The sequence below is a fragment of the Clostridium carboxidivorans P7 genome, from assembly GCF_001038625.1.
Lineage (GTDB): Bacteria > Bacillota > Clostridia > Clostridiales > Clostridiaceae > Clostridium_AM > Clostridium_AM carboxidivorans.
Genome location: NZ_CP011803.1, coordinates 4,107,748 through 4,132,701 on the forward strand (window position 1 = coordinate 4,107,748; position 24,954 = coordinate 4,132,701).

22 protein-coding genes and 15 tRNA genes are annotated in these 24,954 nt (G+C 30.9%); 1 reads left to right on the forward strand and 36 read right to left on the reverse strand.

Annotated elements, in window-relative coordinates; all coding sequences use genetic code 11:
* The 32 genes from carA to Ccar_RS18430 all read right to left on the reverse strand — a co-directional run bounded on the left by carA (window position 1) and on the right by Ccar_RS18430 (window position 18,646).
* Window positions 1-1,062: a glutamine-hydrolyzing carbamoyl-phosphate synthase small subunit gene (gene carA / locus Ccar_RS18275; protein WP_007063824.1), complete on the reverse strand. Its 1,062-nt coding sequence runs from the start codon at window positions 1,060-1,062 to the stop codon at window positions 1-3.
* A 343-nt stretch (window positions 1,063-1,405) separates the two neighbouring features.
* Window positions 1,406-1,987, reverse strand: coding sequence for an orotate phosphoribosyltransferase (gene pyrE / locus Ccar_RS18280; RefSeq protein WP_007063823.1), 582 nt, complete (start codon window positions 1,985-1,987; stop codon window positions 1,406-1,408).
* Window positions 1,988-2,014: 27 nt separating this feature from the next.
* Window positions 2,015-2,908 (reverse strand): dihydroorotate dehydrogenase, encoded by an 894-nt coding sequence (locus Ccar_RS18285; RefSeq protein WP_007063822.1) that lies wholly within the window; start codon window positions 2,906-2,908, stop codon window positions 2,015-2,017.
* 34 nt (window positions 2,909-2,942) lie between these two features.
* Window positions 2,943-3,683, reverse strand: coding sequence for a dihydroorotate dehydrogenase electron transfer subunit (locus tag Ccar_RS18290; RefSeq protein ID WP_007063821.1), 741 nt, complete (start codon window positions 3,681-3,683; stop codon window positions 2,943-2,945).
* Between the two features lie 41 nt (window positions 3,684-3,724).
* Window positions 3,725-4,597, reverse strand: a complete 873-nt coding sequence (gene pyrF, locus Ccar_RS18295) for an orotidine-5'-phosphate decarboxylase (protein ID WP_007063820.1) — start codon at window positions 4,595-4,597, stop codon at window positions 3,725-3,727.
* 48 nt (window positions 4,598-4,645) lie between these two features.
* Complete coding sequence (locus tag Ccar_RS18300) at window positions 4,646-5,830, reverse strand: dihydroorotase (protein WP_007063819.1); 1,185 nt, start codon at window positions 5,828-5,830, stop codon at window positions 4,646-4,648.
* A gap of 232 nt (window positions 5,831-6,062) precedes the next feature.
* Window positions 6,063-6,494 carry an aspartate carbamoyltransferase regulatory subunit gene (locus tag Ccar_RS18305; protein ID WP_007063818.1) on the reverse strand — a complete coding sequence of 144 codons (432 nt, stop codon included), beginning with the start codon at window positions 6,492-6,494 and terminating at the stop codon, window positions 6,063-6,065.
* Window positions 6,495-6,514: 20 nt separating this feature from the next.
* Window positions 6,515-7,435: an aspartate carbamoyltransferase gene (gene pyrB / locus Ccar_RS18310; protein ID WP_007063817.1), complete on the reverse strand. Its 921-nt coding sequence runs from the start codon at window positions 7,433-7,435 to the stop codon at window positions 6,515-6,517.
* A gap of 223 nt (window positions 7,436-7,658) precedes the next feature.
* Window positions 7,659-8,417: an acyl-CoA dehydratase activase gene (locus Ccar_RS18315; RefSeq protein WP_007063816.1), complete on the reverse strand. Its 759-nt coding sequence runs from the start codon at window positions 8,415-8,417 to the stop codon at window positions 7,659-7,661.
* Window positions 8,418-8,488: 71 nt separating this feature from the next.
* Window positions 8,489-8,740 carry a putative Se/S carrier protein gene (locus Ccar_RS18320; protein ID WP_048030338.1) on the reverse strand — a complete coding sequence of 84 codons (252 nt, stop codon included), beginning with the start codon at window positions 8,738-8,740 and terminating at the stop codon, window positions 8,489-8,491.
* 16 nt (window positions 8,741-8,756) lie between these two features.
* On the reverse strand, window positions 8,757-10,016 hold the full coding sequence (locus tag Ccar_RS18325; RefSeq protein WP_007064163.1) for a double-cubane-cluster-containing anaerobic reductase: 1,260 nt from the start codon (window positions 10,014-10,016) through the stop codon (window positions 8,757-8,759).
* 115 nt (window positions 10,017-10,131) lie between these two features.
* A complete protein-coding gene (locus Ccar_RS18330; RefSeq protein WP_007064162.1) occupies window positions 10,132-11,280 on the reverse strand; it encodes a double-cubane-cluster-containing anaerobic reductase in 1,149 nt (382 codons plus the stop codon).
* Window positions 11,281-11,562: 282 nt separating this feature from the next.
* Window positions 11,563-12,777, reverse strand: a complete 1,215-nt coding sequence (ilvA, locus tag Ccar_RS18335) for a threonine ammonia-lyase (protein WP_007064161.1) — start codon at window positions 12,775-12,777, stop codon at window positions 11,563-11,565.
* Between the two features lie 1,390 nt (window positions 12,778-14,167).
* Window positions 14,168-14,244, reverse strand: a tRNA-Arg gene (locus Ccar_RS18340).
* A gap of 82 nt (window positions 14,245-14,326) precedes the next feature.
* Window positions 14,327-14,400 (reverse strand) — tRNA-Gly (locus Ccar_RS18345).
* A 5-nt stretch (window positions 14,401-14,405) separates the two neighbouring features.
* Window positions 14,406-14,480 (reverse strand) — tRNA-Gly (locus Ccar_RS18350).
* A gap of 18 nt (window positions 14,481-14,498) precedes the next feature.
* Window positions 14,499-14,582, reverse strand: a tRNA-Leu gene (locus Ccar_RS18355).
* A gap of 80 nt (window positions 14,583-14,662) precedes the next feature.
* A tRNA-Lys gene (locus tag Ccar_RS18360) sits at window positions 14,663-14,738 on the reverse strand.
* A 15-nt stretch (window positions 14,739-14,753) separates the two neighbouring features.
* Window positions 14,754-14,829: transfer RNA gene (locus tag Ccar_RS18365), tRNA-His, on the reverse strand.
* Between the two features lie 10 nt (window positions 14,830-14,839).
* Window positions 14,840-14,915: transfer RNA gene (locus Ccar_RS18370), tRNA-Lys, on the reverse strand.
* 7 nt (window positions 14,916-14,922) lie between these two features.
* Window positions 14,923-14,999 (reverse strand) — tRNA-Arg (locus Ccar_RS18375).
* A gap of 7 nt (window positions 15,000-15,006) precedes the next feature.
* Window positions 15,007-15,080: transfer RNA gene (locus tag Ccar_RS18380), tRNA-Gly, on the reverse strand.
* Between the two features lie 18 nt (window positions 15,081-15,098).
* Window positions 15,099-15,174, reverse strand: a tRNA-Pro gene (locus Ccar_RS18385).
* Window positions 15,175-15,183: 9 nt separating this feature from the next.
* Window positions 15,184-15,259 (reverse strand) — tRNA-Lys (locus tag Ccar_RS18390).
* Window positions 15,260-15,265: 6 nt separating this feature from the next.
* Window positions 15,266-15,342, reverse strand: a tRNA-Arg gene (locus Ccar_RS18395).
* Between the two features lie 5 nt (window positions 15,343-15,347).
* Window positions 15,348-15,421: transfer RNA gene (locus tag Ccar_RS18400), tRNA-Gly, on the reverse strand.
* Window positions 15,422-15,471: 50 nt separating this feature from the next.
* Window positions 15,472-15,547, reverse strand: a tRNA-Pro gene (locus Ccar_RS18405).
* Window positions 15,548-15,586: 39 nt separating this feature from the next.
* Window positions 15,587-15,662, reverse strand: a tRNA-Pro gene (locus tag Ccar_RS18410).
* 122 nt (window positions 15,663-15,784) lie between these two features.
* Window positions 15,785-16,255: a metallophosphoesterase gene (locus Ccar_RS18415; protein ID WP_007064105.1), complete on the reverse strand. Its 471-nt coding sequence runs from the start codon at window positions 16,253-16,255 to the stop codon at window positions 15,785-15,787.
* A gap of 3 nt (window positions 16,256-16,258) precedes the next feature.
* Window positions 16,259-16,864, reverse strand: a complete 606-nt coding sequence (locus Ccar_RS18420) for an XTP/dITP diphosphatase (RefSeq protein WP_007064104.1) — start codon at window positions 16,862-16,864, stop codon at window positions 16,259-16,261.
* A complete protein-coding gene (gene rph / locus Ccar_RS18425) occupies window positions 16,861-17,610 on the reverse strand; it encodes a ribonuclease PH (protein WP_007064103.1) in 750 nt (249 codons plus the stop codon). Before rph ends, Ccar_RS18420 begins: the two co-directional genes overlap by 4 nt.
* Before the next feature lie 46 nt (window positions 17,611-17,656).
* Window positions 17,657-18,646: an AIR synthase family protein gene (locus Ccar_RS18430; protein WP_007064102.1), complete on the reverse strand. Its 990-nt coding sequence runs from the start codon at window positions 18,644-18,646 to the stop codon at window positions 17,657-17,659.
* 86 nt (window positions 18,647-18,732) lie between these two features.
* On the opposite strand from Ccar_RS18430, the gene Ccar_RS18435 reads away from it, so the two are divergent.
* Entirely contained in the window at window positions 18,733-20,130 is a 1,398-nt protein-coding gene (locus tag Ccar_RS18435) for a hypothetical protein (protein ID WP_237737292.1), read from the forward strand.
* Between the two features lie 123 nt (window positions 20,131-20,253).
* Here Ccar_RS18435 and Ccar_RS18440 read toward each other — a convergent pair whose 3' ends face one another.
* From Ccar_RS18440 to ligA, 4 genes are all read right to left on the reverse strand, one after another.
* Window positions 20,254-21,855 (reverse strand): peptide ABC transporter substrate-binding protein, encoded by a 1,602-nt coding sequence (locus tag Ccar_RS18440; RefSeq protein WP_007064100.1) that lies wholly within the window; start codon window positions 21,853-21,855, stop codon window positions 20,254-20,256.
* A 99-nt stretch (window positions 21,856-21,954) separates the two neighbouring features.
* On the reverse strand, window positions 21,955-22,380 hold the full coding sequence (locus tag Ccar_RS18445) for a hypothetical protein (protein ID WP_007062273.1): 426 nt from the start codon (window positions 22,378-22,380) through the stop codon (window positions 21,955-21,957).
* Between the two features lie 184 nt (window positions 22,381-22,564).
* Window positions 22,565-22,834 carry a hypothetical protein gene (locus Ccar_RS18450; RefSeq protein ID WP_007062272.1) on the reverse strand — a complete coding sequence of 90 codons (270 nt, stop codon included), beginning with the start codon at window positions 22,832-22,834 and terminating at the stop codon, window positions 22,565-22,567.
* Between the two features lie 105 nt (window positions 22,835-22,939).
* On the reverse strand, window positions 22,940-24,949 hold the full coding sequence (gene ligA / locus Ccar_RS18455) for an NAD-dependent DNA ligase LigA (protein ID WP_007062271.1): 2,010 nt from the start codon (window positions 24,947-24,949) through the stop codon (window positions 22,940-22,942).
* Window positions 24,950-24,954 lie beyond the last annotated feature (5 nt).

A 24,954-nucleotide genomic window follows, 5' to 3' on the forward strand; every position in this document is an offset into this window, starting at 1 on the left:
TTATGCCTTCATTGATTTTATAAATTTATCAAACAAGTATGCTGAGTCTTGTGGTCCTGGTGCACCTTCTGGATGAAACTGCACAGAAAATACAGGAAGCTCTTTATGTCTCATGCCCTCCACTGTATTGTCATTTAAGTTTACATGAGTTATAATCATTTTTTCTTTTACACTTTCAGCATCTACTGCGTATCCATGATTTTGGGATGTTATATATGCTCTATCCTTTTCTATATCATATACCCCATGATTTCCACCTCTATGTCCATATTTCATCTTATAAGTATCTCCGCCAACTGCTAGAGCCAACATCTGATGTCCTAAACATATTCCAAAGATCGGATATTTATCAATTATACTTTTTATTAATTTTATTCCTTCTTTTACTGTTTTAGGATCTCCAGGTCCATTACTCAAAAGAATTCCTTGTGGATTAAGCTTTACTATTTCTTCATAAGCTGTATCATAAGGCAATATTGTTATATCGCACTCTCTATGCTTTAAATTTTCTATTATATTTGATTTTACTCCAAAATCTATAACAGCAACCTTTGCACCTTGGCCCTCTATGTGAATAGCTTTCTTAGTACTAACCTCTTCCATAAAGTTTCCTTGTAATTCAGTTTTGCCTAAGTATTCCTCAAGCTGTTTTTTACTTAATTCTTCTGTTGATATTACACACTTCATGGCTCCTTTATTTCTTACCTTCTTAGTTATACTTCTTGTATCTAAATCATAAACCCCAACTACATTCATCTTTTTAAGCATCTGATCTACAGTATGTTCGCTTAAGTAGTTAGAAGGATTATCTGATATATTTTTAACTACAAAACCTTTTGCATGTACTTTAGTAGATTCATCTTCAAAACTGTTTACACCATAGTTACCTATTAATGGGTACGTCATTGTTATTACCTGTCCAGCATAAGATGGATCTGTAAGTATTTCCTGATATCCTGTTATTGAAGTATTAAAAACAAGTTCCCCAACAGAAGTTCCATTTTTACCAAAACCTTTTCCCTCATATATGCTTCCATCTTCTAAATATAATAATCCGTTCATACTATTCACCTCTATAATTTTTTATAAATAAAGCCCCCTGTATGGCACAGAAGGTTCAAGCCTATTTCACTTTAAACTTAAATTTATACAATATTTATGTATAAAATGAAACTTGTAATTTGCTTTTTAATTGATTTTACATTAATTTTGAAATTTATATTGCTTATTTTTATTCATTGCTATTAATATTTATACATAGAATATCACAAAGATATCCTGTTGTCAATAACCCTTCAATTGAAGTATTTTATAAAAAAACAGACCCCAAACTTAAAAAGTTTGAGGTCTAAAATGAAATTCAAAAATATATAAAATATATATATTAAGGAAAATACTTAGCTAATTATTTAATATTCCTGCTGCCAGGTTTTACATATGGGGTACCTTCTTTGCACATAGGGCACTGTTCCTTTTCATAACTTTTAATATCTAACTTTACAGCACTGTATAAAGGATATTCTACTTCTACCCCTTCTGCCCTTCTATCTACTATACAGATTATTCCTACTACTTCTCCACCTAACTCTTTAATGATATTTGCTACTTCTAGAAAAGACTTACCTGTAGTTATAACATCTTCTGATATTATAGCCTTCTGTCCTTTCTTTATTTCAAATCCTCTTCTTATAGTCATATTTCCATCTTGTCTTTCAGCAAATATTCCAGGCTTTCCTGTTTGTCTTGCTAATTCATAGGATACAACTACGCCTCCCATAGCTGGTCCTACTATAATATCAAAATCTACATCTTTAAGCTTATCTGCTACTACTTTTAAAACTTTTGCAGCTTTATCAGGATATTGAAGTAATTTTGCACACTGGCAATATCTATTACTATGTTTTCCTGAAGATAGAAGGAAATGTCCTTCTAAAAGTGCACCTACTTCTTTTAATGTATCTATAACCATTTTATCTGTGTTTTCCATCTTAAATTCCTCCATATGCATGAAATTTTATACGATTCCTCTTATTTCACATAAATCTTTTATATTTTCTTTTTCCATATAACTCTTTATTCCATTTATAATATCTAAACATATATCTGGCTTTATAAAATTTGCTGTTCCAACTTGAATTGCAGTAGCACCTGCCATAATAAATTCTATAGCATCCTTCCAACTACTTATTCCTCCAAGTCCTATTACAGGAACATTTACTGCTTTACTAACTTCATAAACCATTCTAAGTGCTATGGGTTTTATTGCAGGACCTGAAAGACCTGCTGAAATATTATTAAATACAGGTTCTCTTTTATTAATATCTATAGCCATACCTTTAAAAGTATTTACAAGAGATATAGAATCTGCTCCTGCCTCACAACATCTATAAGCCATATCTATGATATCCTCTGCATTAGGTGAAAGCTTCACCATCAAAGGTTTTTTGCAAATTTTTTTAACTTCAGATACTACTTCAAAAGCAACTTTTGATTTAATTCCAAAAGCCATTCCTCCTGATTTAACATTTGGACAGGATATATTAAGTTCTAGTATGTCTATATCCGTACTATTAAGCTTTTCTACGCCTTTTATATAATCCTCAATAGCTGCTCCACCTAAATTGGCTATTATAGCTGTATCAAACTTTTTCATATTTTCAAGTTCATACTGTATAAAATGATCAACCCCTGGATTTTGAAGTCCTACACTATTTAACATTCCACCTCTTGTTTCAAATACTCTTATACCATCATTTCCTTCTTTAGGATTCAATGTAAGACCTTTAGTACATATTCCTCCTAATTTTGATACATCATAAAAATTAGCATATTCCTCACCAAAACCAAAAGTACCTGACGCAGCAATAACTGGATTTTTCAAATCTACTCCGCATATATTCACATTCATCTTAATTCTCCATTCTCAGTTATTAATTAATAACTCATATGATATCTTCCCCTGAAAACACTGGACCATCTTTGCAGGTTCTTTTGTTTCCATTCTTTGTTTTACAAGTACATACTAAACATGCGCCTACACCACAAGCCATATGTTTTTCCATAGAAACATAAACTTTTACATTCTTATCTTTGCAAAGCTTAATTACTTTATTCATCATAATTTCTGGTCCACAGCATAAGACTACATCATAAAGCTCAGGTTTAAATATATCCGTTATATATCCCTTATGTCCTTCTCTTCCAGTTTCAGTTGATATATTTACATTTTCAACAATTCCCTTAAATTCATCAATAATGTAGCTTTTATCTCTAAACCCTGCGTACAAATCTACCTTGCACTCCTTAAGGGATTCTGCCACATACTCCATAGGTGCTGTTCCTATACCTCCTGAAACTATGGCTACTTTTCCTTTTATGTTATCTATGTCAAATCCATTTCCAAGTGGTCCCATAATTTCTACAGTTTCAGCTTTCTTCAACTTACTTAAAATTTCAGTTCCTTCACCAACTACTTGATATAAAAAAACTATTTTTTCTTCATCTATATGATTTATACTTATAGGTCTTGATAAAATAGGTTCTTTGTTCCAACATTTCAACATATAAAACTGACCTGGCTTACCATTAAACTTGCCTTTAATAGTTAATTTATATACTGGATTTTCTATTTCAATATTTTCATAAACTTTTTCAGTTGAATAATTCATCTTTACTTTTTCCATAAATCATTCTCTCTTCCTTAAATAACTAATCATATATAGATTTAGCTATTAATTTTCAATTTACTAAGTATGTCATCTCTCATTCTTACAGCTTCTTTTCTTGCACATTCTGCGTAATTTTTTTCTCCATCTTCAACCTTTTTGTATGCAAGTAGTATTCCTCTAGAAGAATTAACTACTCCACCATTTCCCTGATGCAAGTAAAGTGCTACATCCTCAGCTTTTCCTCCTTGTGCTCCATATCCAGGTATAAGGAAAAACATCTTATTTAAATCAGCTCTAAGCTTTATTCCTTCTTCTACGTGAGTGCATCCAACAACTCCACCTATGGAACTATATCCACAGCTTCCCATGCACTGCTCTCCAATTTGCTGTATTTTTTCTCCTACAACGTTATAAACTTTTTCTTTTTCCTTGGTATCTACATACTGTATATCTTCAGCACCTTTATTAGATGTTCTAACCAGCAAAAACAAACCTTTTTCTTTATTTTTCACATAAGGTAAATAAGGTTCTACTCCATCCAATCCCATATATGGATTTAAGGTTACAAAGTCACTTTCAAAGTCTCCTTCAAAATGTGCCCTTGCATACATCTCTGCTGTCTTAGCTATATCTCCTCTTTTTATATCTGCAATTACTATAGCCTTTTTGCTTCTTATATATTCAAGAGTTTTCTTATAAACCATTAGTCCTGATATACCTAAGGCTTCATAATATGCTATTTGGACTTTATAACAGCTGGCTACATCTAAAGTTGCATCTATTATATTTTTATTGTATTCAAAAATAGCATCTTCTATTGAAGTATTCTTATTAATTACCCATTTAGGAATATATTCTACATCAGTATCTAAACCAACACATACATGACCATTCTTTTCTACACTTTCAAACAATTTATCTATTATCATAATTGATTACAGCTCCATTCACACTTTATTGGATTTTTATGCTCACTTTTACATTTCGCTAAATACTGTATTTCCAGACTTTAATGTTCTTACCACAGCTCCATATACCTTCGTGCCATTAAAAGGAGTATTTTTACCCTTTGATTTAAAAGTATCTGAACATATTTCATATTTTCTCTCTGTATCTACTAAAACTAAATCTGCATCATAGCCTATTTTTATTTGTCCTTTTTTAACACCCATTATATAAGCTGGATTTCTAGACATTATCTCTGAAAGCTTACTAAAACTTATTTTTTCTTCCTTTACAAGCTTTGTATAGCATACTGAAAAAGCAGTTTCGATTCCTGATATTCCTGGTGAACCATTCTTTTTATCCTCTGCCGTATGTGGTGCATGGTCTGTACCTATAGCATCTACCCATCCATCTTTTATAGACTTTATTAAAAACTCAACATCCTCTTTTTCTCTAATAGGAGGATTTACTCTATAATCATTATCTACAAGTGCTATATGGTGTGGTGCAACTTCACAAGTTACATTAATTCCTTTTTTCTTAGCTTCTATAATATATTCCATGGATTCTTTTGTACTTACATGTGCTATATGAACTGCACATCCTGTAAATTCAGCTAATGCTATATTTCTCCATGTCATAGTGTTTTCTGACAACCTTGTATCTATATTACTAAGTAAATGTTCCTCACAATGACACATAACAATTCTGCCGCTCTCTTTTGCTTTAACCATTGCCTCAAGCATAACTTTACTATCCATTACGTCATTTCCATCTTCTGATATTATTTTTACAGAAGGATCTAATCTATCTAAGTGACTTATATCTTTTCCATCAAAGTTATTTGTTATGCTTGATACTTGATGAACATCTATAATTCCTACTTCTTTTGCTCTATTTAAAACATAATTTATAGTATCCATACTGCTGCATACAGGCTTAGTATTTGCCATAAGGTTTACCATAGTATATCCTCCCTTAGCTGCAGCATAACTTCCACTTTCAATATCTTCTTTATTTGTAAAACCAGGTTCCCTAAAATGTACATGTAAATCTATAAATGATGGCAGTAAGGTTAATCCTTCAGCATCTATAATTTTACAATCCTTTTTTAAGTTCTTTCCCATTTCACAAATTATACCTTCATTTATATAAACATCTCCAATAAAGTTCTGCGACCAATCTACTATTTTTGCATTTTTTATTAATAGTTCCATATAGGCATCCCCTTTCTTTCGATCAAGAGGACAACGGACAATTGACAGAGGACAGTGAAGGAGGATTTTTCTCCGTTACACTATGAAAAATCTTTAATTATATAAATCAGCTATGTTTTGCATTAGCAAAACAAGCTTAAAAAATAAATTAGTTTTCTGACGTAAGGAAGAAAACTCACCTTCACTGTCCTCTGTCCTCTGTCAACTGTCCTCTTAAAAATTATATTTGGTTCTACATATCTGAAACTCTGTAGGTTTCGTCACAGTATAAACATCTGTACTCTCCATGTTCCTCATCTGTAAGATAAAATACATGTGCTAAATCTCTTTCTACAGAAGTTATACATCTTGGATTTTTGCATTTTATTATATTTTCAACTTTCTCAGGTAACTTTAATTTTATCTTTTCCTTTATTTGTTCGTCTTCTATTATATCTATTGTTATATTAGGATCTATAAAACCTAGTACTTTAAGATCCAATTCTAAATTATTCTCTATTTTAATTATGTCTTTTTTTCCACACTTCTTACTTTCTGCATTCATTATTAATGCAACTGAATACTCAGCATTATCTAATCCTAAGTAATTAAATATCTTTATTCCGTGTCCAGCCTTTATATGATCAATTACTATACCATTTCTCACACTATTTATTGTTAACATATTATAATCCCCCTTCAAAATTATCTAACACCTAAAAGCTTAGCAATCAATGCCATTCTCACATACATTCCGTATTTAGCTTGTTTAAAATAGCAAGCTCTAGGGTCATCATCTACTTCATAAGCTATTTCGTTAACTCTTGGAAGAGGGTGAAGAACTATCATATCCTCTGATGCTATAGACATTTTTGCTTCATCCAATATATAGCTATCCTTAAGTCTTATATAATCTTCCTCATTGAAAAATCTTTCTTTTTGAACTCTTGTCATATAAAGTATATCTAAATCTCCTATAACATCTTCTAACTTTTCTACTTCTTTATACTCTATATTATTTTTATTTAATTCTTTAATTATATACTCTGGGACTTTAAGTTCTTTAGGGGCTATCAAAACAAATTTATTATTTTGATATCTAGATATAGCCTTTATTAGGGAGTGAACAGTTCTTCCAAACTTTAAATCTCCACAAAGACCTATTTTTAAATTTGACAATCTTCCTTTTATAGATTTAATTGTTAAAAGATCTGTAAGTGTTTGTGTTGGATGCTGATGTCCGCCATCTCCAGCATTTATAACTGGTATTGGTGAATTGATAGCTGCAACTTTAGGCGCTCCTTCTTTAGGATGTCTCATAGCAACTATATCTGCATAACATCCTACTGTTCTTATAGTATCTGCTACGCTTTCTCCCTTTGAAACTGAGCTTGAATTTGGTTCTGAAAATCCTATAACCTGACCACCAAGTCTTATCATTGCTGCTTCAAAGCTAAATCTAGTTCTTGTACTTGGTTCATAGAATAGTGTGGCTAGTAACTTACCCTGACAAATATGGGTAAAATCTTCTGGATTTGAAATAATCTGATCTGCTAATTTAAAAATTTCTTCTAATTCTTCTAATGTAAAATCCATAGGGTCTATTAAATTTCTACCTTTTAACATAGTATCTCCTCCTTCTTAGCCTCTCTGTGCTAAATTTAAAGGTATAAAAAAATGCCTTTCCTTTAAAGATAAGGAAGGCATGGTTTCTGCATACATTTTGATTATACTTTTTTCTTCAATTTGCCTTTCTAATCTCTCTGGATTAGTTTTAAAGGTTATAAAAATTTTAATATTCAACTTTTATCTTGTTTACTATATCATGATTTATATACAAAGTCAATATCTACTTCAAGGACTTTGCTACTAATGCAGCGCCTATAGCTCCTGCATATCTGCCTAATTCATCAGCTTTAACCTTTGATTGAAGCTTTTCCGATAATTTTTTTATTATGTACTTATTGGTACTTAATCCGCCTGTTAAAAAGTAGTTGAAACTATCTGAATGTTTTTGGCATAAAGACTTTACCTTACTTGCGATGGAATCTACTACTCCACAAGCAATATCCTCTCTTCTTTTTCCACTACCAATTAAACTTATAACTTCTGATTCTGCAAAAACTGTACACATAGAACTTATAGTAATTTCTTCCCCTTGCTCTGACATTTCACACATTTCTGTTATACTGAGTCCTAAAGTGTTTGCCATAAGTTCTAAAAATCTTCCTGTACCTGCTGCACATTTATCATTCATGGTGAAATTAGTTACCTTTCCATCCTGTACAGTTATTACTTTAGTATCTTGTCCTCCTATGTCTACAACAGTACAGTCTTCACCTAAAATATAGTATGCTCCTTTTCCATGACAAGTTATTTCAGTAACAGTTTTATCTGCATAAGGCACAGAAACTCTGCCGTAACCTGTAGCAACAATCCTAGAGTTATCTTTGTTTAAATTTAATTCTTCCAATCTTTCTTTTATGTCCTCTGCTGTTTTTACACTGCTCCATCCTGTGGGCAAAACAAAGGTATTTTCCATTTCATCACCATTAAAAATACAAACCTTTGAAGCAGTTGATCCTATATCTATTCCTACGTAAAACATTAAAAACCTCCAGTTTAACAGAATAGAGAATGGAAAATATACTTTCCCATTCCCCATTTAAATTTTTCTACTTACAAATATGGATTTTTTACTTTTCTATCCACAGAATGAAACCCTAAAGTTTTCACATTGTGCATATCTATTAAAGTTTTTATCTTATCTTCATCCTCTTTATTATACATTATAGAAATACCGCAGCAAGTTGAAAGTTGCCTAGGTGTTGGTACTATTGTATACTTTATTTTTTGTTCTTTCAACACTTTCTCCAATTTCATACCCTCTGTATGAGATGGAAATAGTATATAATGTCTTATTTGCTGCATTTTGCTTACCCTCTTTTTAAATCATTTCAAGGAAAGCTTCTACTCTTGTTTTTATCTGTCCAGCATCTTCTGTTGAATAATCTGTCTCTATATGCATAACAGGTATATCTTTTTCTTTTAAAGCTTTCTCAACTGCTTTATGTTCAACTGCGTAAGTATGGCAGAAGGATAAATTAAAATCTATTACACCATCTACATCATATTCCTTTGAATATTTTATTATATCATCTATTCTGCCTGTGTTAGGAGTGAAACAAGCACAGTTTATATTTAAATATCTATCTGCTAAATTTTTAATTAAATCATCTATAGTTTCGCCTTCTTCTGATACTTCATTTTCAAAATATCTTGTACCTGTACAAGTTTCTTCCACTACTACTTGTGCATTTAATCCCTCGATTATAGAATGAAGTTTCCAGTTTGGCAATGCCATAGGAGTTCCTGTTATCATTAATCTTTTCTTTCCTTGATCTTTTAGATTCTTAACTCTTTCATCTAATTCATCACAAAGTTCATTTAGTTTTTCAACAAATCTATGAGGATCATCATAAAAAGCAATTTGAGATATTAAAAGACAATCCAATCCACTAATTGGTGATGGCTTGTACTTTCTTAAATCATATAATCTCTTTAGTGCTCTTCTTTTAGCATTAGCTGTTCTTATAGCTTCTTTAAGACTATCAACTGTAACTTTATTGCCTGTAAGTTCTTCAACTTTTGCAATAACATCTTTTATCTCACTACTCCATGCTGTATAGTCCTTAGCTCTTTTCATCTGTGGTAAATCCATAACATGTACTGGAACATAATCTTCCAATACTTCCCACGCTTTTTTCTTACCATCACAGGTAGTTTCTCCTATTATCATGTCACAAGATTGGAAGTATGGGCATGTACCACCAACTTTAGCTCCCATAAATGCTTTTATTAGAGGACACATATTTCTTGGTAAAACTTTTTCTCCATCTTCTATCCAAAATTGTGAACCTGCACAGAGTCCAACTCCAATAGCATTAGCTGCAAGTATTACTTCATCTGGTACAAATACGCAAAAAGTACCTATAACCTTTCCACCTTTTCTTCTATGTTCATCTAATTCTTGTATTCTAAGTCCGTGTACTTCGGCAACAACAAAATTGAAATAATTCATACCTTCTGGTCGATTTTCTTGAGTTAAATATGTATCACCATAAAGTTCTGGTAATACAGCACATAATTTATCGTGCTTTTCCAAATCTACTCCTAAGTCTGTCCATAATTGTCTATAATCTCCCATTATAATTACCTCCAACTACATTTTTATAAATACATAGTAACACAACATATATTGAAAACGTTATTTTAATATTTAATAGTAACTGCTTCATCTATAAGTTATTCTTTTTCAAAAATTAAATCATTTCTATAAAAGCACCAATTCTAGTTTTAAGTTGTCCTATATCTGTTTGAGAGTAATCAGTTTCTATACTTAAATAAGGTATATTTTTTTCTTTTGTTACAAATTCTTTTATTGTATAAGTTTCTACATTATAAGTATGGCATGCTTGAAGTATTACATCTACAACTCCATCAACCTTATATTCATCTATTAACTTAGACAATAATTCTATTCTATTATTATTCGGTGTCATACAAGAACAAGCTATATTTAAATACTTGCTTGTAAGTGCATCTATAGGATCAATGGTTTCATCTACTAAAAATCCTATATCTTTAACACCTCCACAATTTTCGAAGCAAACAACCACTCCTCCATTTTGTTCTATGGTGTTGATTATTTTATCAGTAGACTCACCTAAAGGACATCCCGTTACTAGTATTCTTTTTGCTGAACTAGATACTTTCTTTTCTCCTTTTCCATAAGTCTCTTTAATGCTTTTTGTCATATCACTTATAGTTTTTATTTCCTCTTCCTTATCATAGCTAAAAGCTGCACCTCTAAGAACCTTTAATATATCTATACCTTCAATAGGAGGAGGAGTCATTTTTCCTAGTTCATAAAATTCCCTTAAAGTTTCCCTCTCTCTATTTTTCAATTTAATTGCATCCTTTAAATTTTGTTCAGTTATCTCTACATCAAATTTCTTTTCTAACTTTTCTTTTAGTTTAATAATTTCATTTTTCCAAAGCTTATAAGAATCTTCACCTTTTGTAGTCTGAGGTAACTGCATTACATGTACATCTTTTATCTTTCCAAGCATTTCATACATTTTTTTCTTTCCATCACAAGTAGTTTCTCCTACTATTAAATCTGAAAAATATGTGTAAGGACACTTTTCAGTTATAGCAAAACCATAACTGGATTTTATAAGAGGACATAAGTTTCTTGGCAAATGCTTTTCCGCATCAGGTATTGGCTCTTCACTAGTTCCACATATTCCTATTGGTATAGCTCCAGCTGCAGAAATTACTTCTTTTGGAGTAAAGGCACAAAACACGCCTACAACTTTTTTTCCTTCATCCTTAAGATTTTTTATAGTTACAAAACCTTTTCTTCTCTTTTCCCCAAATTCATTTATTTTTTCTGGCAATTCATTCATTTTAAATCCTCCAATTTATACATTAAAATTATTGAAAGTAATATCTTCCAATACATTGTGAAAACATACCATTATCAATTTTATAATAGCATATATGCACTACTGCTAGTCATTGGATTTACTTATAAATATCCATATGTCTATAACGAATTCATATAGTTGATTAATACTACAACTTAAAAATTATTATTATATGCTAATAAATTTACAAAAATAAATATCAGCCAAAAGGCTGATATTTATTCAACAAATCTAACTTTATAAATTTAAGAGGATATTACTTTATTTTTTTATATTTATAACATATCCTTTATCTCTTAAGCTTTTTATTATACTTTCACCATGTTCTTGAGATTGAACTGTAATTTCAAATGATACATCAGCAGATTCAAGTCCTCTTTCATTCCAGTTGCTGTTTTGTCTTACTGTAACAACATTTCCTCCCATTGCTCCTACTTCAGATATTAAAGCTCCTAATGTTCCTGCTTTATCTTGAAGTTCTGCTTCAAATCTTATTCTTCTCTTTTCAAAAACTAATTCTCTTTCTATTATTTTAGCTGTAGTTGCTATGTCAGCATTTCCTCCACTAACTAGAGCAATAACATTTTTGCCTTCTATTCCATCTATTTTTTTAGCTAATAAAGCTGCTAAAGGTGCTGCTCCTGATCCTTCAACTATTAGCTTATTTCTTTCCATTATTTGGAACATAGCATGAGCTATTTCATCTTCACTTATTGTAACTACTTCATCTACATATTTTTGAATGTATTTAAAGCATTCGTCTCCTAATGTACTAACTGATATACCATCAGCTAAAGATTTTGCTCCTGGTACAGTAGTAACTTTTCCTTTCTCTAGTGCAGCTTTTGCAGATGGTACTATTTCTGGTTCAACTCCTACTATTCTTATTGAAGGTTTTATTGATTTAGCTGCTACGGCAATACCAGATATTAATCCACCACCACCAATTGGAACTACTATAACATCAGCTTCAGGTAAATCTTCTAACATTTCAAGAGCTATGGTTCCTTGGCCTGCCATTACATCTATATCATTGAATGGCTCTAAAAATGTTGCTCCTGTTTCTTTTTGTACTTCTACAGCTTTATCATGACATTCATCATATACTTGACCTGCTTGAATAACTTCAGCACCATATCCTTTTGTTGCTGCTACTTTTGCTTGTGGTGCAGTTAATGGCATTACTATAGTAGATTTAACATTAAATGATGTTGCAGCGAAAGCAACTCCTTGAGCATGATTTCCTGCTGAAGAAGCTATAACTCCTCTTTTCTTTTCTTCTTCTGTTAAATTAACTAGTTTGTTATATGCTCCTCTTAATTTGAAAGCACCAGTTTTTTGTTTATTTTCACACTTTAAGTATACATTACAATTACATTTTTTTGAGAAAGTACTTGTATGAAACATAGGTGTCTTTCTTACTACTTCCTTAATGTTTTCTTGAGCTTTTTTAATTCTTTCTAAATTTAATTCCATAACTTATTCCCCCTGCTTGTATAAATATTTTATATAATTCATCCATGTATGGATAATTTCTAGCATTTTTTATGATTGTTGAATTAAATATTGCATATATTTTTTACTGAAGCTTTTAAATTACACATTTTTACCTTGTTGAAATATTTTACATTTTGTCTTTCTATCAAACGTTTACACTTGTTCGTTGTACGCAGATATACGTCTTTTTTAATAATTTCAATAGAATATGTGTAAAATTAATTTTATATTTCCTTAACTTCTAATTATATTCTATCACACTTAAACGTTTTCTACAATTATATTTTACTCCAAATTACATTTTTTTGCGAGATATTTTTATAAATTTTGAATCTTTTATTTCATATATAGAAAAAAATATTTCATTTTCCTTTAAAAAATGCATTATTGTCCTGAAAATCGGATTTTAATTATTTTTGTCTATCATAAATAAAAATCCAAATTATCACGTTACTGAAACTAGATATGATATCATGTGGAAATTACTACATTAATAAATACATTTAAGGTACCAAATGTATCAAGTATTTATATTGTGCCCACTAATGATAAACTTTAAAACCTTTTAAAGTTAAAAAAATAAGCAAATTTCAATAACTTGAAATTTACTTATTTAAATTTAGGAAAATTTATATATCTTTAATCACTGTAATTTGTGTACATAAGAATATAAACTTAGTCCAAGCTCATATTCTTTCTATGTTTCATATTGTCCACAATATAGAATTATGCTAAACTATCTATGTACAATTCAATAACACGTTGCATGTGGGCAACTGGTATCGCTATCCCTTTGAGAAGGGAGGTGATACATATGTACGAAATGTTTATAGTGGTTTTTGCTGCTCTATCATTTTTGGTAGCTTTGATAAATTTAATTATCGTACTTATAGATAAAATAAAAAAGTAGCCCACCGGTGCAAATGGTAATGGCTACTTTTTTATAATACTAGCTTTGCCAGTTGCCTAAGCAACTAGAATTGTATACTGCAGGGTGTTGGTAGCACCCTGTTTTTATTATGCTCATTTATTGATTTTATTATAATACCTAACAATACAAAGTATTGATAAGTAAATACTTTATAATATCATTATAATATTTTTATAGTACTTTTACAACAGTTACCTAACAGTTAAATAACTGTTGTACTTAATTTTTATTATTTTCTATTCTTAATATGCTTATTTTATAGTAATTTTTACTTCTTCATTATTATTTCAATACATTGTTCTATTCCTTCAATTCTATCATCAAAATAAATCACCTTTTTAATTTGGAATAAATCTTCATCAAAAACTTTGGAGATAAAATGGAGGAAAAATACAAAAAATTAAAAAAGCACTAACCATAGTGCTTTCAATTTCTTTCTGGTGCGCCCAGCAGGATTTGAACCCGCGGCCTCTGGATTCGAAGTCCATCACTCTATCCAACTGAGCTATGGGCGCTCATTAGGATATTTGTGCGTTTTACTTACTTCCAGGTTTCTGAATTAAAACTTAAAATTTAAAACATAAAAACGCATATATTTGGAGCGGGTGAAGGGAATCGAACCCTCGTAACTAGCTTGGAAGGCTAGCACTCTACCATTGAGTTACACCCGCATGTTTGGAGCGGAAGACGAGATTCGAACTCGCGACGTTCACCTTGGCAAGGTGACGCTCTACCACTGAGCCACTCCCGCATAACTTATTTAAATACTTGGTGCAGGTGAAGGGAGTCGAACCCCCACGCCGTTGGCGCTAGATCCTAAGTCTAGTGCGTCTGCCAATTCCGCCACACCTGCATGTATTTTTAAATTGTATCTTATAAGTAATAGGTACTATTCAAAAGTTTATTCCTTTTGAACTATACTTTATTATTTATTGGTGGCTTACCGGGGAATCGAACCCCGGACAACATGATTAAAAGTCATGTGCTCTACCAACTGAGCTAGTAAACCATATTTATGTTAAAGTGGGGTGGACGAAGGGACTCGAACCCTCGACAACCAGAACCACAATCTGGCGCTCTACCAACTGAACTACGTCCACCATAAAAAAATGGTGCGCCATCAGGGACTCGAACCCTGGGCACCCTGATTAAGAGTCAGGTGCTCTACCAACTGAGCTAATGGCACAAATATGTGGTGCGTCTTAAGGGATTCGAACCCCTGGCACACGGCTTAGAAGGCCGTTGCTCTATCCAACTGAGCTAAAAACGCGTATATATGGAGCGGGTGAAGGGAATCGGACCCTCATAACTAGCTTGGAAGGCTAGCACTCTACCACTGAGTTACACCCGCAAATATGTCTTTTTTTAATGGTCGGGGTGACAGGGATTGAACCTGCGACCTCATGGTCCCAAACCACGCGCGCTCCCATCTGCGCCACACCCCGGTGTGTTTATGGTGCGCCATCAGGGACTCGAACCCTGGGCACCCTGATTAAGAGTCAGGTGCTCTACCAACTGAGCTAATGGCACAAATTATGGTGCGTCTTAAGGGATTCGAACCCCTGGCACACGGCTTAGAAGGCCGTTGCTCTATCCAACTGAGCTAAAAACGCATATTTGGAGCGGGTGAAGGGAATCGAACCCTCGTAACTAGCTTGGAAGGCTAGCACTCTACCATTGAGTTACACCCGCAAATTATCAAACATAATAGAAACTTATTAACTTTTTAATGCTAAGCTTCTTGGTCGGGGTGACAGGGATTGAACCTGCGACCTCATGGTCCCAAACCACGCGCGCTCCCATCTGCGCCACACCCCGGTATTTCAGTAACTTAATCATTTAAATATATCTTTTCAATGGTCGGGGTGACAGGGATTGAACCTGCGACCTCATGGTCCCAAACCACGCGCGCTCCCATCTGCGCCACACCCCGACATTCAAGATTTATCTTGAACGTTCTTAGAAGTTCTTATCAACTCCCGACAACATAGATTATTCTACACGATATATTCGAATTCGTCAATACATATTTTAAAATTTTTTTAGTTTTTTTATTTAAACGCCCTTTATACCTGGATTAATCTTGCCATCTTTTATCTCTATTATAGCTACACTATAAAATTCATCTCTTGGTACTGCAGGGCTTCCTGGGTTTACAAACCATATACCATCCTCATAAGCAATTTGCGATACATGTGTATGTCCAAAAAGAACTATATCAGCTTTAACTTCTAAAGCTTTATATCTTATTCTAGACAAATCATATTTTACATCATACCTGTGACCATGAGTTATAAACACTCTTTTATCTGCGATAACTTCCGTTTTTTCGCTAGGTACATCCACTGCAAAATCACAATTTCCCTTAACATTTATAATCTTGCCCTTATAATACTTTTTTATTTCTTTAACATCTTGTACATTGTCTCCTAAATGTATTAATACATCTACATCTCCTATCTTTTTTATGGCATTTTCAATAACCCATATATACCTATGAGTGTCACTTATTACACCTATCTTCAACTTCTACTCATCCCCCATAAGATTTATAATTTCACGCTCCAATTCTTTTAGAGCATTGGCTCTATGACTTATGGAGTTTTTTAAATCAGACTTCATTTGTGCAAAAGTCATTTTATATTCTGGTATATAAAATACTGGATCATATCCAAATCCATTTGATCCTCTTTCTTCGTTTATTATTATTCCCTCTATTTCTCCTTGAACCTTTATAACTTTACCTGTATCCGATATTAACACCATAGCACATACAAACTTTGCTTTTTTATCTTTATCATCTTTTTCTTTCAATAACTCTAACAGCTTTTTATTATTTTTCTTATTATTTCCATGTTCACCTGCAAATCTTGCTGAATATACTCCTGGTGCCCCATCTAAGCAATCAACCACAAGCCCTGAATCATCTGCTAATACCATTTCGTTTTTTAAAATTTTATGTATCTCATTAGCCTTTTTATAGGCATTTTCCATAAAAGTAGTTCCATCTTCTTCAACATCAATATTTATATTTGCTTCTTTAAGAGACAAAACTTCTATGGAATATTTCGAAAGTATTTCTTTAATCTCTATTATTTTATTTTTATTGTTGCTTGCAACTATTAATTTTTTCATTTTCTCTCACCTGTTCCAATCCATAATGAATCCATCTTTAAACTTTCTTTTTCTATTTGAATTACATGATTTATTCCTTGTTCAGCTAACGAAAGAAGTTCACTTAAATCCTGTTTGGAAAATGGTTTTTCCTCTCCTGTGCCTTGTATTTCTATAAATTCTCCTGAATCTGTCATTACCACATTCATATCAACATTAGCTTTGGAATCTTCTTCATAACATAAATCTAACATCTTCACATTTCCTACAATTCCTACACTTATAGCACCTACAAAATCTCTAACTGGATATACATTAAAAGGAGTTTGTTTATGTAACTTATTTACTGCATCTACTAAAGCTATAAAAGCTCCTGAAATTGAAGCTGTCCTTGTTCCTCCATCTGCCTGTATAACATCACAATCTATCCATATTGTTTTTTCCCCTATTGATTTTAGATCTACTACAGACCTAAGCGCTCTTCCAATTATCCTCTGAATTTCCATAGTTCTTCCATCAATTTTTCCTCTATTGATATCCCTGACTTTTCTGACTTTAGTTGATCTAGGTATCATATTATATTCGCAAGTAATCCATCCTTCACCTTTGCCTTTCAAAAATGGAGGTACTTTATCCTCTATTGAAGCTGTACAAATTACTTTTGTATCTCCTGCTTCTATCAATACAGATCCTTCAGCATATTTAGTATAGTTTCTTGTAATTTTTGTATGTCTAATTTGATCATTTTTTCTACCATCTATTCTCAAACTTATCCCTCCAATGACACTTAATATAAATTACCCAACAATCAAACTACATTATTCTTTCTTCTAATACAAACAATTCATCCCTTTCTGGAGGAAGTACTTCCTTCTCAATATTTCCTTCTATCAAAACGCCCTTCTGTTTAACAATTTTACCTATTATAGATGCTTCTATACCTTCTTCTTTTAATACCCCTATCAGTTTATCTCCATTTTTAGTTGTTATAAGCATACTTCCAGAAGATATAAGTCTTAGAGGATCTATTGAATATTTTTTGCATATCTTTTCAGTTACATGGCTTATAGGCATTTTTTCTTTATATACCCTAAATCCTAAATTGCTAGCTTTAGCAACCTCCCATAGTGCACCCAAAACTCCACCTTCAGTTATATCATGCATTGAATTAACTCCAAATTTTCCTGCTATGGCTCCCTCTCTTACTACACTTAAACTGTTTAGATATGTCTTCGCCTCTGCTATTTCTTCATGTGTCAAAATGCCTTTAATTTTATCCTCATGATCATTTACAACTATACCTGTTCCTTCAAGGCATAATAATTTAGTTACTATTATATCATCATTTTCTTTAGCTCCAGAAGTAGCAATAGACTTATTCTTTAGACCCTTTCCTATAACAGTACAGGATATCACCATTTTATTTACAGCTCTAGTTATTTCTGTGTGTCCTCCTAAAATTTCAACATTTAACTTTTTAGTTTCTTCTCCTATTTCCTTCATAACACTTTTTATATCTTCTAAAGAAGACCCCTCTGGCGCCAATATTGTCACTAATATGCCTAGTGGTTCTACTCCAGCAGATGCTATATCATTGCAATTTATATTTACTGCTAATTTCCCAGAATTTTTTTCTGCTCCAGTAATAGGATCTGTTGATACTACACACTCATATTCCCCAAAATCTATTACGCTGCAATCCTCTCCTATTCCGCTTCTAATTCTAACATCATTTCTAATTGCTCCTCTAGAATCATCTATTATGTTTTTTAAATCATCCCAATTTAATTTTCCCACTTTCATTAAAATTTCTTCCTTTCTATAAAAATAAATAAGCACTATTTCACACTCTACTTCATATTATTTATATAAGGATTAATTTATGGTAGGTGTATGTTTTGAAATATATTGGCCCATTTTTAAGAATTAATAAATTAAAAAAAGAAAACATAGAACATCAACTCTTTTTCTTAGCAAAAGAATCTTTAAATCAAATTGTACTACATTCTAAGTGTGGAGTATATACCTCCATTAAAGAACTTAAAATAAAAAGTTTATCTAGTTCTGATATTAACACATTTGGTAATGTTTCTCCACTTCTATGCCTATATAAGAAGGGGAATCCTAAAATTACAAATATTGATGATAACCTATGCTGGAACGCTGAAAGCTTTAAAAGAGAAATCAATGTTGATAGTAATGCATTTATGACTCTTTCTCTTCTTGAATTATGTAATTATTATAAACAATTTGAAGGTATTAATAACAAAAAATTTAACTTGACTAAGCTTTATATGTGCATTTGTAAAAATCAACTTGATTTTTATGCCACTCATTTTAGAAATGCAGATGGCGTTTTTGTCGACAAAAAAGAAAGTAAAGATTCTTATAATGAAGAAGTAAGTTTTGAAGAAAAAAACAAAAAATTTAAGTTTTCATCACAAGCTTTATTTATGGATGCATATTATAGATATGCTTCTCTAAGTGATGATGATGAAAAAGTTTCTTATGAAAATTTTGCATTGGATATTCTTAATATGTTTATTGAATTTAAAGAAGACATATATACACTTTCTCTTGATGAAATATTAAAATTAACTTTAAGCTTAAATATTTTTTATGGTTATTCAAAAAATAAACAATGCAAATTACTTTTACTAGATTTATGCGAATTGATATATGACAGGTTTAATAATACTAATACTCCTCTTATATCTTACGATGATAAACTAGAATATGACTGTCTAAAATATATAAACTTCTTCCTTTTCTATAAAAATACAGGAATTATAAAGTTCAAGGAAGATGCTGAAAAGATTCATAACAAGCTTTTAAATCTTTATGATCCTGAAAAAGGCATTTTTATAAAACATACCGAAAAGAAGGATATAACATTTTCTTGTATTGAAATATCATTATATTTGCTTATATGCCTAATTCACGAAAACATAAGCAAAGAACAAAGCGACAACAATTTGATTATATTAGATGTATTTAAACGCCAGCTTATTGATTCAGGTATTATATTAAGCTGGCCAGATATTCCTGATTTAAATGATATAGAAAGATATAAAAACTATACTCTAAAATCTGAAGATTTAATAGATGAACAGTACTTTAGATCATCTTCATTACCTACTCCAGAAAGCTGTGAAATTACTTCAGTATTTGTAAAGCATGTTGTTTACAGTAGAAAGAAAGAAACCTTTGAGCCATCTAAAACTTCTTTTGATAGTTACAAAAACATGGTTATATTCTTTCTTATTATATATCTCCTAAAATCCTAAAATATATAATTTGGGTACTATTTAAAAATTTGTAAAAGTCCTATTCAAAAAAAACAAAGGCCATGTAAATAAGAAAGGAAACTTTCTTATTTACATGGGTTTTTTATGAAAAATATTAAATTTTTATGCTTCAGTTACTATTTCTAAATTATGAAAATCCAGATTACCCCTTTGATTTATAGAAACACCTTTTATATTATATTTTTTACAAACTAATATCTTATTAAAATACATCGGTATAACAGGCAACTCTTCCATTAATATGTCTTCAGCTGTCCTCAATTCAGCTATTTTTTTACTTTCATCACTTTCTATCCTTGCCTTTGCCACCATATTATCAAATACTATATTGCCATATCCATAAACATTATTTTTAGAAGATGATTGCCATTGTTCTAAGAATGATAATGGATAATTATATACAGCTTCATATTGTATTTTTGCCATATCATAATCGCCTTTTTTTATCTCATCCTTTAATTCCTCTGTACCATAGCTCTCACATTCCACCTTTATTTGCAAGTTATCTCTTAGATTTTTAGCTACATTTTCACATATTTTTTTGTTTTCTACTGTATCTAAATAAATTATTTTCAATGGATCTGAATCTTTATTATATTTACTATTTTTAATGAAATTTAGAGCCTTATCCTTTTGTATACTGGCTGAGAAAAATTCCTTGTTTATGTAAACTCCGTTAACACCATTGCTTACTCCTTGCGGTATAAATGATAATCCTGGTTTTGCTGAGTCATTCAGTATATTTTTTGATATAGCATTTCTATCTATACATTCAGATACTGCTTTTCTAAAATTCACATCTTTCACTATAGTATCCCTTTTTAAGTTGAAAACTAAAGCTCCTACAGAAAGTGATTGTTGTTCTATAATACTGCCCTTATTCATAAGATTTTTAACTTCACTTATTGGCGGATTTGTAAATAAATTAATTTTAGAATTTTGAAAAGCTGCTAATGACGCTTCACTGCCATCATTAAAGGTTATACATATCTTATCACTTTTAACACCATCTTTATTCCAATAATTCTTGTTCTTTATTAACATCATTTCATTATTATTTTTAAAATCACTTATTGTAAAATATCCAGAATACAATATGTTTTTATAATTTTTACTCCAATCCTTTAAGTTAGCATCTATTTTCCTTATTCCATATATGGGTTGTGCCAATAAATTTAAAAAATAGCAGCATGGATAATTCAATCGTATTTCTAAACTTTTTTTATCTAATGCTCTAATTGCTACATTATTGAAATCAGTTTTTCCACTTCTATAATTTTCCGATCCAAATATACAATAAAGCTGTTCTGCATATATATTTTCAACATCCTTGCTTAAAATCTCTTTAAAAAAATTTACAAAGTCTTCTGCTGTAATATAAGTACCATCACTCCATTTCGCATTATCCTTTATCTTAAAGGTATAACAAGTTTCATCCTTACTTAAAGTCCAACTTTGTGCTATTGCTGGAGTTATCTTTCCAGTATCATCAACTCTTACAAGTCCTTCAAATAAATTATTTAGTAAATCCTGTTGTCTTATATTAGAATCATTAAGCATGAATAAATCTTTCGGCATTTTTCCAATATTATATACTATATAATTTCTTATCTGTTCGCTTTTACTGGTTTGTACATCCTTTTCAACACACCCATTAAAAAACATAAAACTTATAATTAGCAAACAACAAATAATTTTCTTCATATAGCATCTCCCTTACATAACAATATATCTAAATTATTAGCAGTTATACAAAAAAATAAACAAAACTCACATAATAAGTTTTGTTTATTTTTTTAATTTTTATGGTAGGTATTGTAAAAAGCTTAATTTATCAATATTAGGTTGATTTTTTATAAATTTTTTTACATCTATCTTTTTAACTTTCTTATGTAAATTATCATATATATGTTTTTCAAAAAAGCCTGTAGTAATATAAATACCTCTTTCTATTTCATAGTTTTCCAAATAATTTATAAATCCTTCATAATCATTTTTCGTTATAATATCTTTTTTGTGGTACTTTAGCAAAATCTCTTTTTCTTTTCCAATAAGGTCTATAAGTAATGTATGTGAATCTTTTAAAATCATTTCATACTGTATATTATAATTCCAACAACTTTTAGTAATATTATCTGATATTTCATTAATACTTACCTTTTTCAATTTCATCTTATAAAATTCTGTCTTTTGTCCGATGAAACATGATTTGTGAAACAAGTTATTCACACTTCCCCCTCCGAAAATAACTAAGTATTAATTCATTATATGATTGTATAAACATTTTTGACACAAATCACATTTAACTTTCATACCATAGTATTGTGAATAAAGAATTTTTAAAAATTATGAAATATAAAAAAGGCAACCTTATAAAAAGATTGCCTAATGAATTATTGAATTTAAATTAATTTTAGTAAACTTTCATAAATATAAAAAAGATAGTTCCAATTGCAATTAGTACACAAGTTACAGGACATACAATATCATTTCGATTCGCTTTAAAATCAAACATTTTTGCAGCCCAAATGAGCATAGTGAAAAATATGCACCATTGCATAGTGTAATAACTGTTAAAGTACTTTACATATGTAAATTGATATGTAGTAAGGAGTGTTAATACTAATGTAAGAATAGTTAAACAAACCCCTATCCACCCTAGTAGATTTATAGTTTTTTTCATTTTCTCTCCTCCACATATAGTACAATTATGTACAAGCTAAACCATTTTTATCATAAACCTTTTTCAGTATTTTGTAAATAGCCCAGGAAAACGTTCACCATTATTTTACAATTTGCTTAACATTTTCTCAAATTCTTCTTCATTTATAATTTTCACACCAAGTTCTAAGGCCTTATCATATTTGGAACCAGCTTCTTTTCCTGCTAAAACATAATCTGTCTTTTTACTTACACTTCCTGATACTTTTGCTCCAACTGATTGCAATTTTTCTTTTATAGTAGTTCTTGTATAATTTTCTAAACTTCCAGTTACAACTACAGTTTTATCACTAAATAAACTTTTTGATACTTCCTCTTCCTCAAAAATTGGTTTTACTCCTAATTCTAAAAGTTCATTTATACTATTTATTATTTTGTCTTCATTAAAAAATTCTATTATACTTTTCGCAACAATTTCTCCTACATCCTGAATTGATACAAGCTCTTCCTCACTACTTTGTATTATATTATCTAAGGACTTAAAATTCTTAACCAAATCTGTAGCAGTTTTCTTCCCTATATTAGGTATTCCTAATGCATATATGAAAGATGCCAAACTGCAATTTTTACTCTTTTCTATAGCATTTACAAGATTTTGAGCCTTTTTTTCAGCAAACTTATCCAGCTGCATTAAATCCTCTTTTTTTATTCTATATAAATCAGGTATAGATTTTATTTCAAGTTTTTCAAAAAGCTGCTCAGCAGTTTTTTCACTAAAACCTTCTATGTTCATTGCTTCCCTGCTTCCAAAATGCACTATACTTTTTACCATCTGTGGTTTACAGGATAAAGTATTATCGCAAAAATAATGAACACCATCTTGTACTAATTCACTGTCACAGTAAGGACACTTTTCTGGTGCTTGTATTTCTATACTTCCTTCTAATGTATCCTGAACAACTCCCATTATCTCTGGAATTACATCATTAGATCTTCTTACAAAAACACTGCATCCAATTCTAACTTCTTTTCTTTTTATGTCATCCATGTTATTAAGTGTAGCTCTCTTTACTGTGACCCCAGCTAACTCTACTGGTTCTAATATTGCTGTAGGTGTAACTCTTCCACTTCTTCCTACATTCCATTCTACATCCAGAAGCTTTGTAGTAGCTTCCTCTGCTTCAAATTTATATGCAATTGCCCACTTAGGAAACTTTATGGTATATCCGAGAATCTCCCTTGTTTTCATATCGTTAATAGCAATTACTACTCCATCTATATCATAATTTAATTCAGATCTTATTTCCTCTACATACTTTAGTTCATTCTCTATTTCTTCTATACTGCTGCAAATTTTAATATAATTATCTAAAGGAAATCCCATATTCTTTATAAAATTCATCATCTCAAAATATGTCTTAAAAGGAGCACCTTCATTATAACCAACATCATAAAAGAAAGCTGAAAGTTTTCTTCTAGCTGTTTCCTTTATATTTAAATTTCTTAAAGCACCTGCTGCTCCATTTCTCAAATTTTTAAGAGGTACAGCTGCAGACTTATTATATTCTTCAAAAGCTTCACGAGTCATTATAGCCTCACCATGAACTTCTATAACATTACTATTATTTATTTTTAAAGGCAGTGACATTATAGTTCTTGCTTGTGCAGTTATGTCTTCACCCACTTCACCTGTTCCTCTTGTAGCTGCTTTTATAAGAATTCCATTTTCATCATAAGTACAGTTTATAGTAAGCCCATCAAACTTTTTAGTAATAACATATTCAAGTTGTGGCAATTTTTCCTCATGAGTGGAATTATAATCATCTACAGCCTTCTTATTTCTTACATGCCAATCTATAATTCCTTGAACAGTTTGTGACTTGTCTAAACTCCACAACTTACCTTTATGAGTATACTTCTGAAACTCTTTTAATATATTGTCTCCAACCCTTTGTGTAGGTGAATAGGGCAATATTATTCCTGTTTCTTTTTCAAGTTTTAACAATTCATCATATCTTAAATCATACTCTTTATCTGAAACACTTGGATTATCTAAAAGATAATATTCCTGTGCATATTTATTTAATTCCTCAACTAATTTTTCAATTTGTTCCTTTTTAGTATCAATTGTACTCATACTTT

Bases quoted from the DNA above. Each gene is read 5' to 3' on its own strand.
- carA (WP_007063824.1), bottom strand. From the start codon at position 1,062: ATGAACGGATTATTATATTTAGAAGATGGAAGCATATATGAGGGAAAA.
- pyrE (WP_007063823.1), bottom strand. From the start codon at position 1,987: ATGGAAAACACAGATAAAATGGTTATAGATACATTAAAAGAAGTAGGT.
- Ccar_RS18285 (WP_007063822.1), bottom strand. From the start codon at position 2,908: ATGAATGTGAATATATGCGGAGTAGATTTGAAAAATCCAGTTATTGCT.
- Ccar_RS18290 (WP_007063821.1), bottom strand. From the start codon at position 3,683: ATGGAAAAAGTAAAGATGAATTATTCAACTGAAAAAGTTTATGAAAAT.
- pyrF (WP_007063820.1), bottom strand. From the start codon at position 4,597: ATGATAATAGATAAATTGTTTGAAAGTGTAGAAAAGAATGGTCATGTA.
- Ccar_RS18300 (WP_007063819.1), bottom strand. From the start codon at position 5,830: ATGGAACTATTAATAAAAAATGCAAAAATAGTAGATTGGTCGCAGAAC.
- Ccar_RS18305 (WP_007063818.1), bottom strand. From the start codon at position 6,494: ATGTTAACAATAAATAGTGTGAGAAATGGTATAGTAATTGATCATATA.
- pyrB (WP_007063817.1), bottom strand. From the start codon at position 7,435: ATGTTAAAAGGTAGAAATTTAATAGACCCTATGGATTTTACATTAGAA.
- Ccar_RS18315 (WP_007063816.1), bottom strand. From the start codon at position 8,417: ATGTTTTACGTAGGAATAGATATAGGATCAACTGCTTCAAAGGTTTGT.
- Ccar_RS18320 (WP_048030338.1), bottom strand. From the start codon at position 8,740: ATGCAGCAAATAAGACATTATATACTATTTCCATCTCATACAGAGGGT.
- Ccar_RS18325 (WP_007064163.1), bottom strand. From the start codon at position 10,016: ATGGGAGATTATAGACAATTATGGACAGACTTAGGAGTAGATTTGGAA.
- Ccar_RS18330 (WP_007064162.1), bottom strand. From the start codon at position 11,280: ATGAATGAATTGCCAGAAAAAATAAATGAATTTGGGGAAAAGAGAAGA.
- ilvA (WP_007064161.1), bottom strand. From the start codon at position 12,777: ATGGAATTAAATTTAGAAAGAATTAAAAAAGCTCAAGAAAACATTAAG.
- Ccar_RS18420 (WP_007064104.1), bottom strand. From the start codon at position 16,864: ATGAAAAAATTAATAGTTGCAAGCAACAATAAAAATAAAATAATAGAG.
- Ccar_RS18430 (WP_007064102.1), bottom strand. From the start codon at position 18,646: ATGAAAGTGGGAAAATTAAATTGGGATGATTTAAAAAACATAATAGAT.
- Ccar_RS18440 (WP_007064100.1), bottom strand. From the start codon at position 21,855: ATGAAGAAAATTATTTGTTGTTTGCTAATTATAAGTTTTATGTTTTTT.
- Ccar_RS18450 (WP_007062272.1), bottom strand. From the start codon at position 22,834: ATGAAAAAAACTATAAATCTACTAGGGTGGATAGGGGTTTGTTTAACT.
- ligA (WP_007062271.1), bottom strand. From the start codon at position 24,949: ATGAGTACAATTGATACTAAAAAGGAACAAATTGAAAAATTAGTTGAG.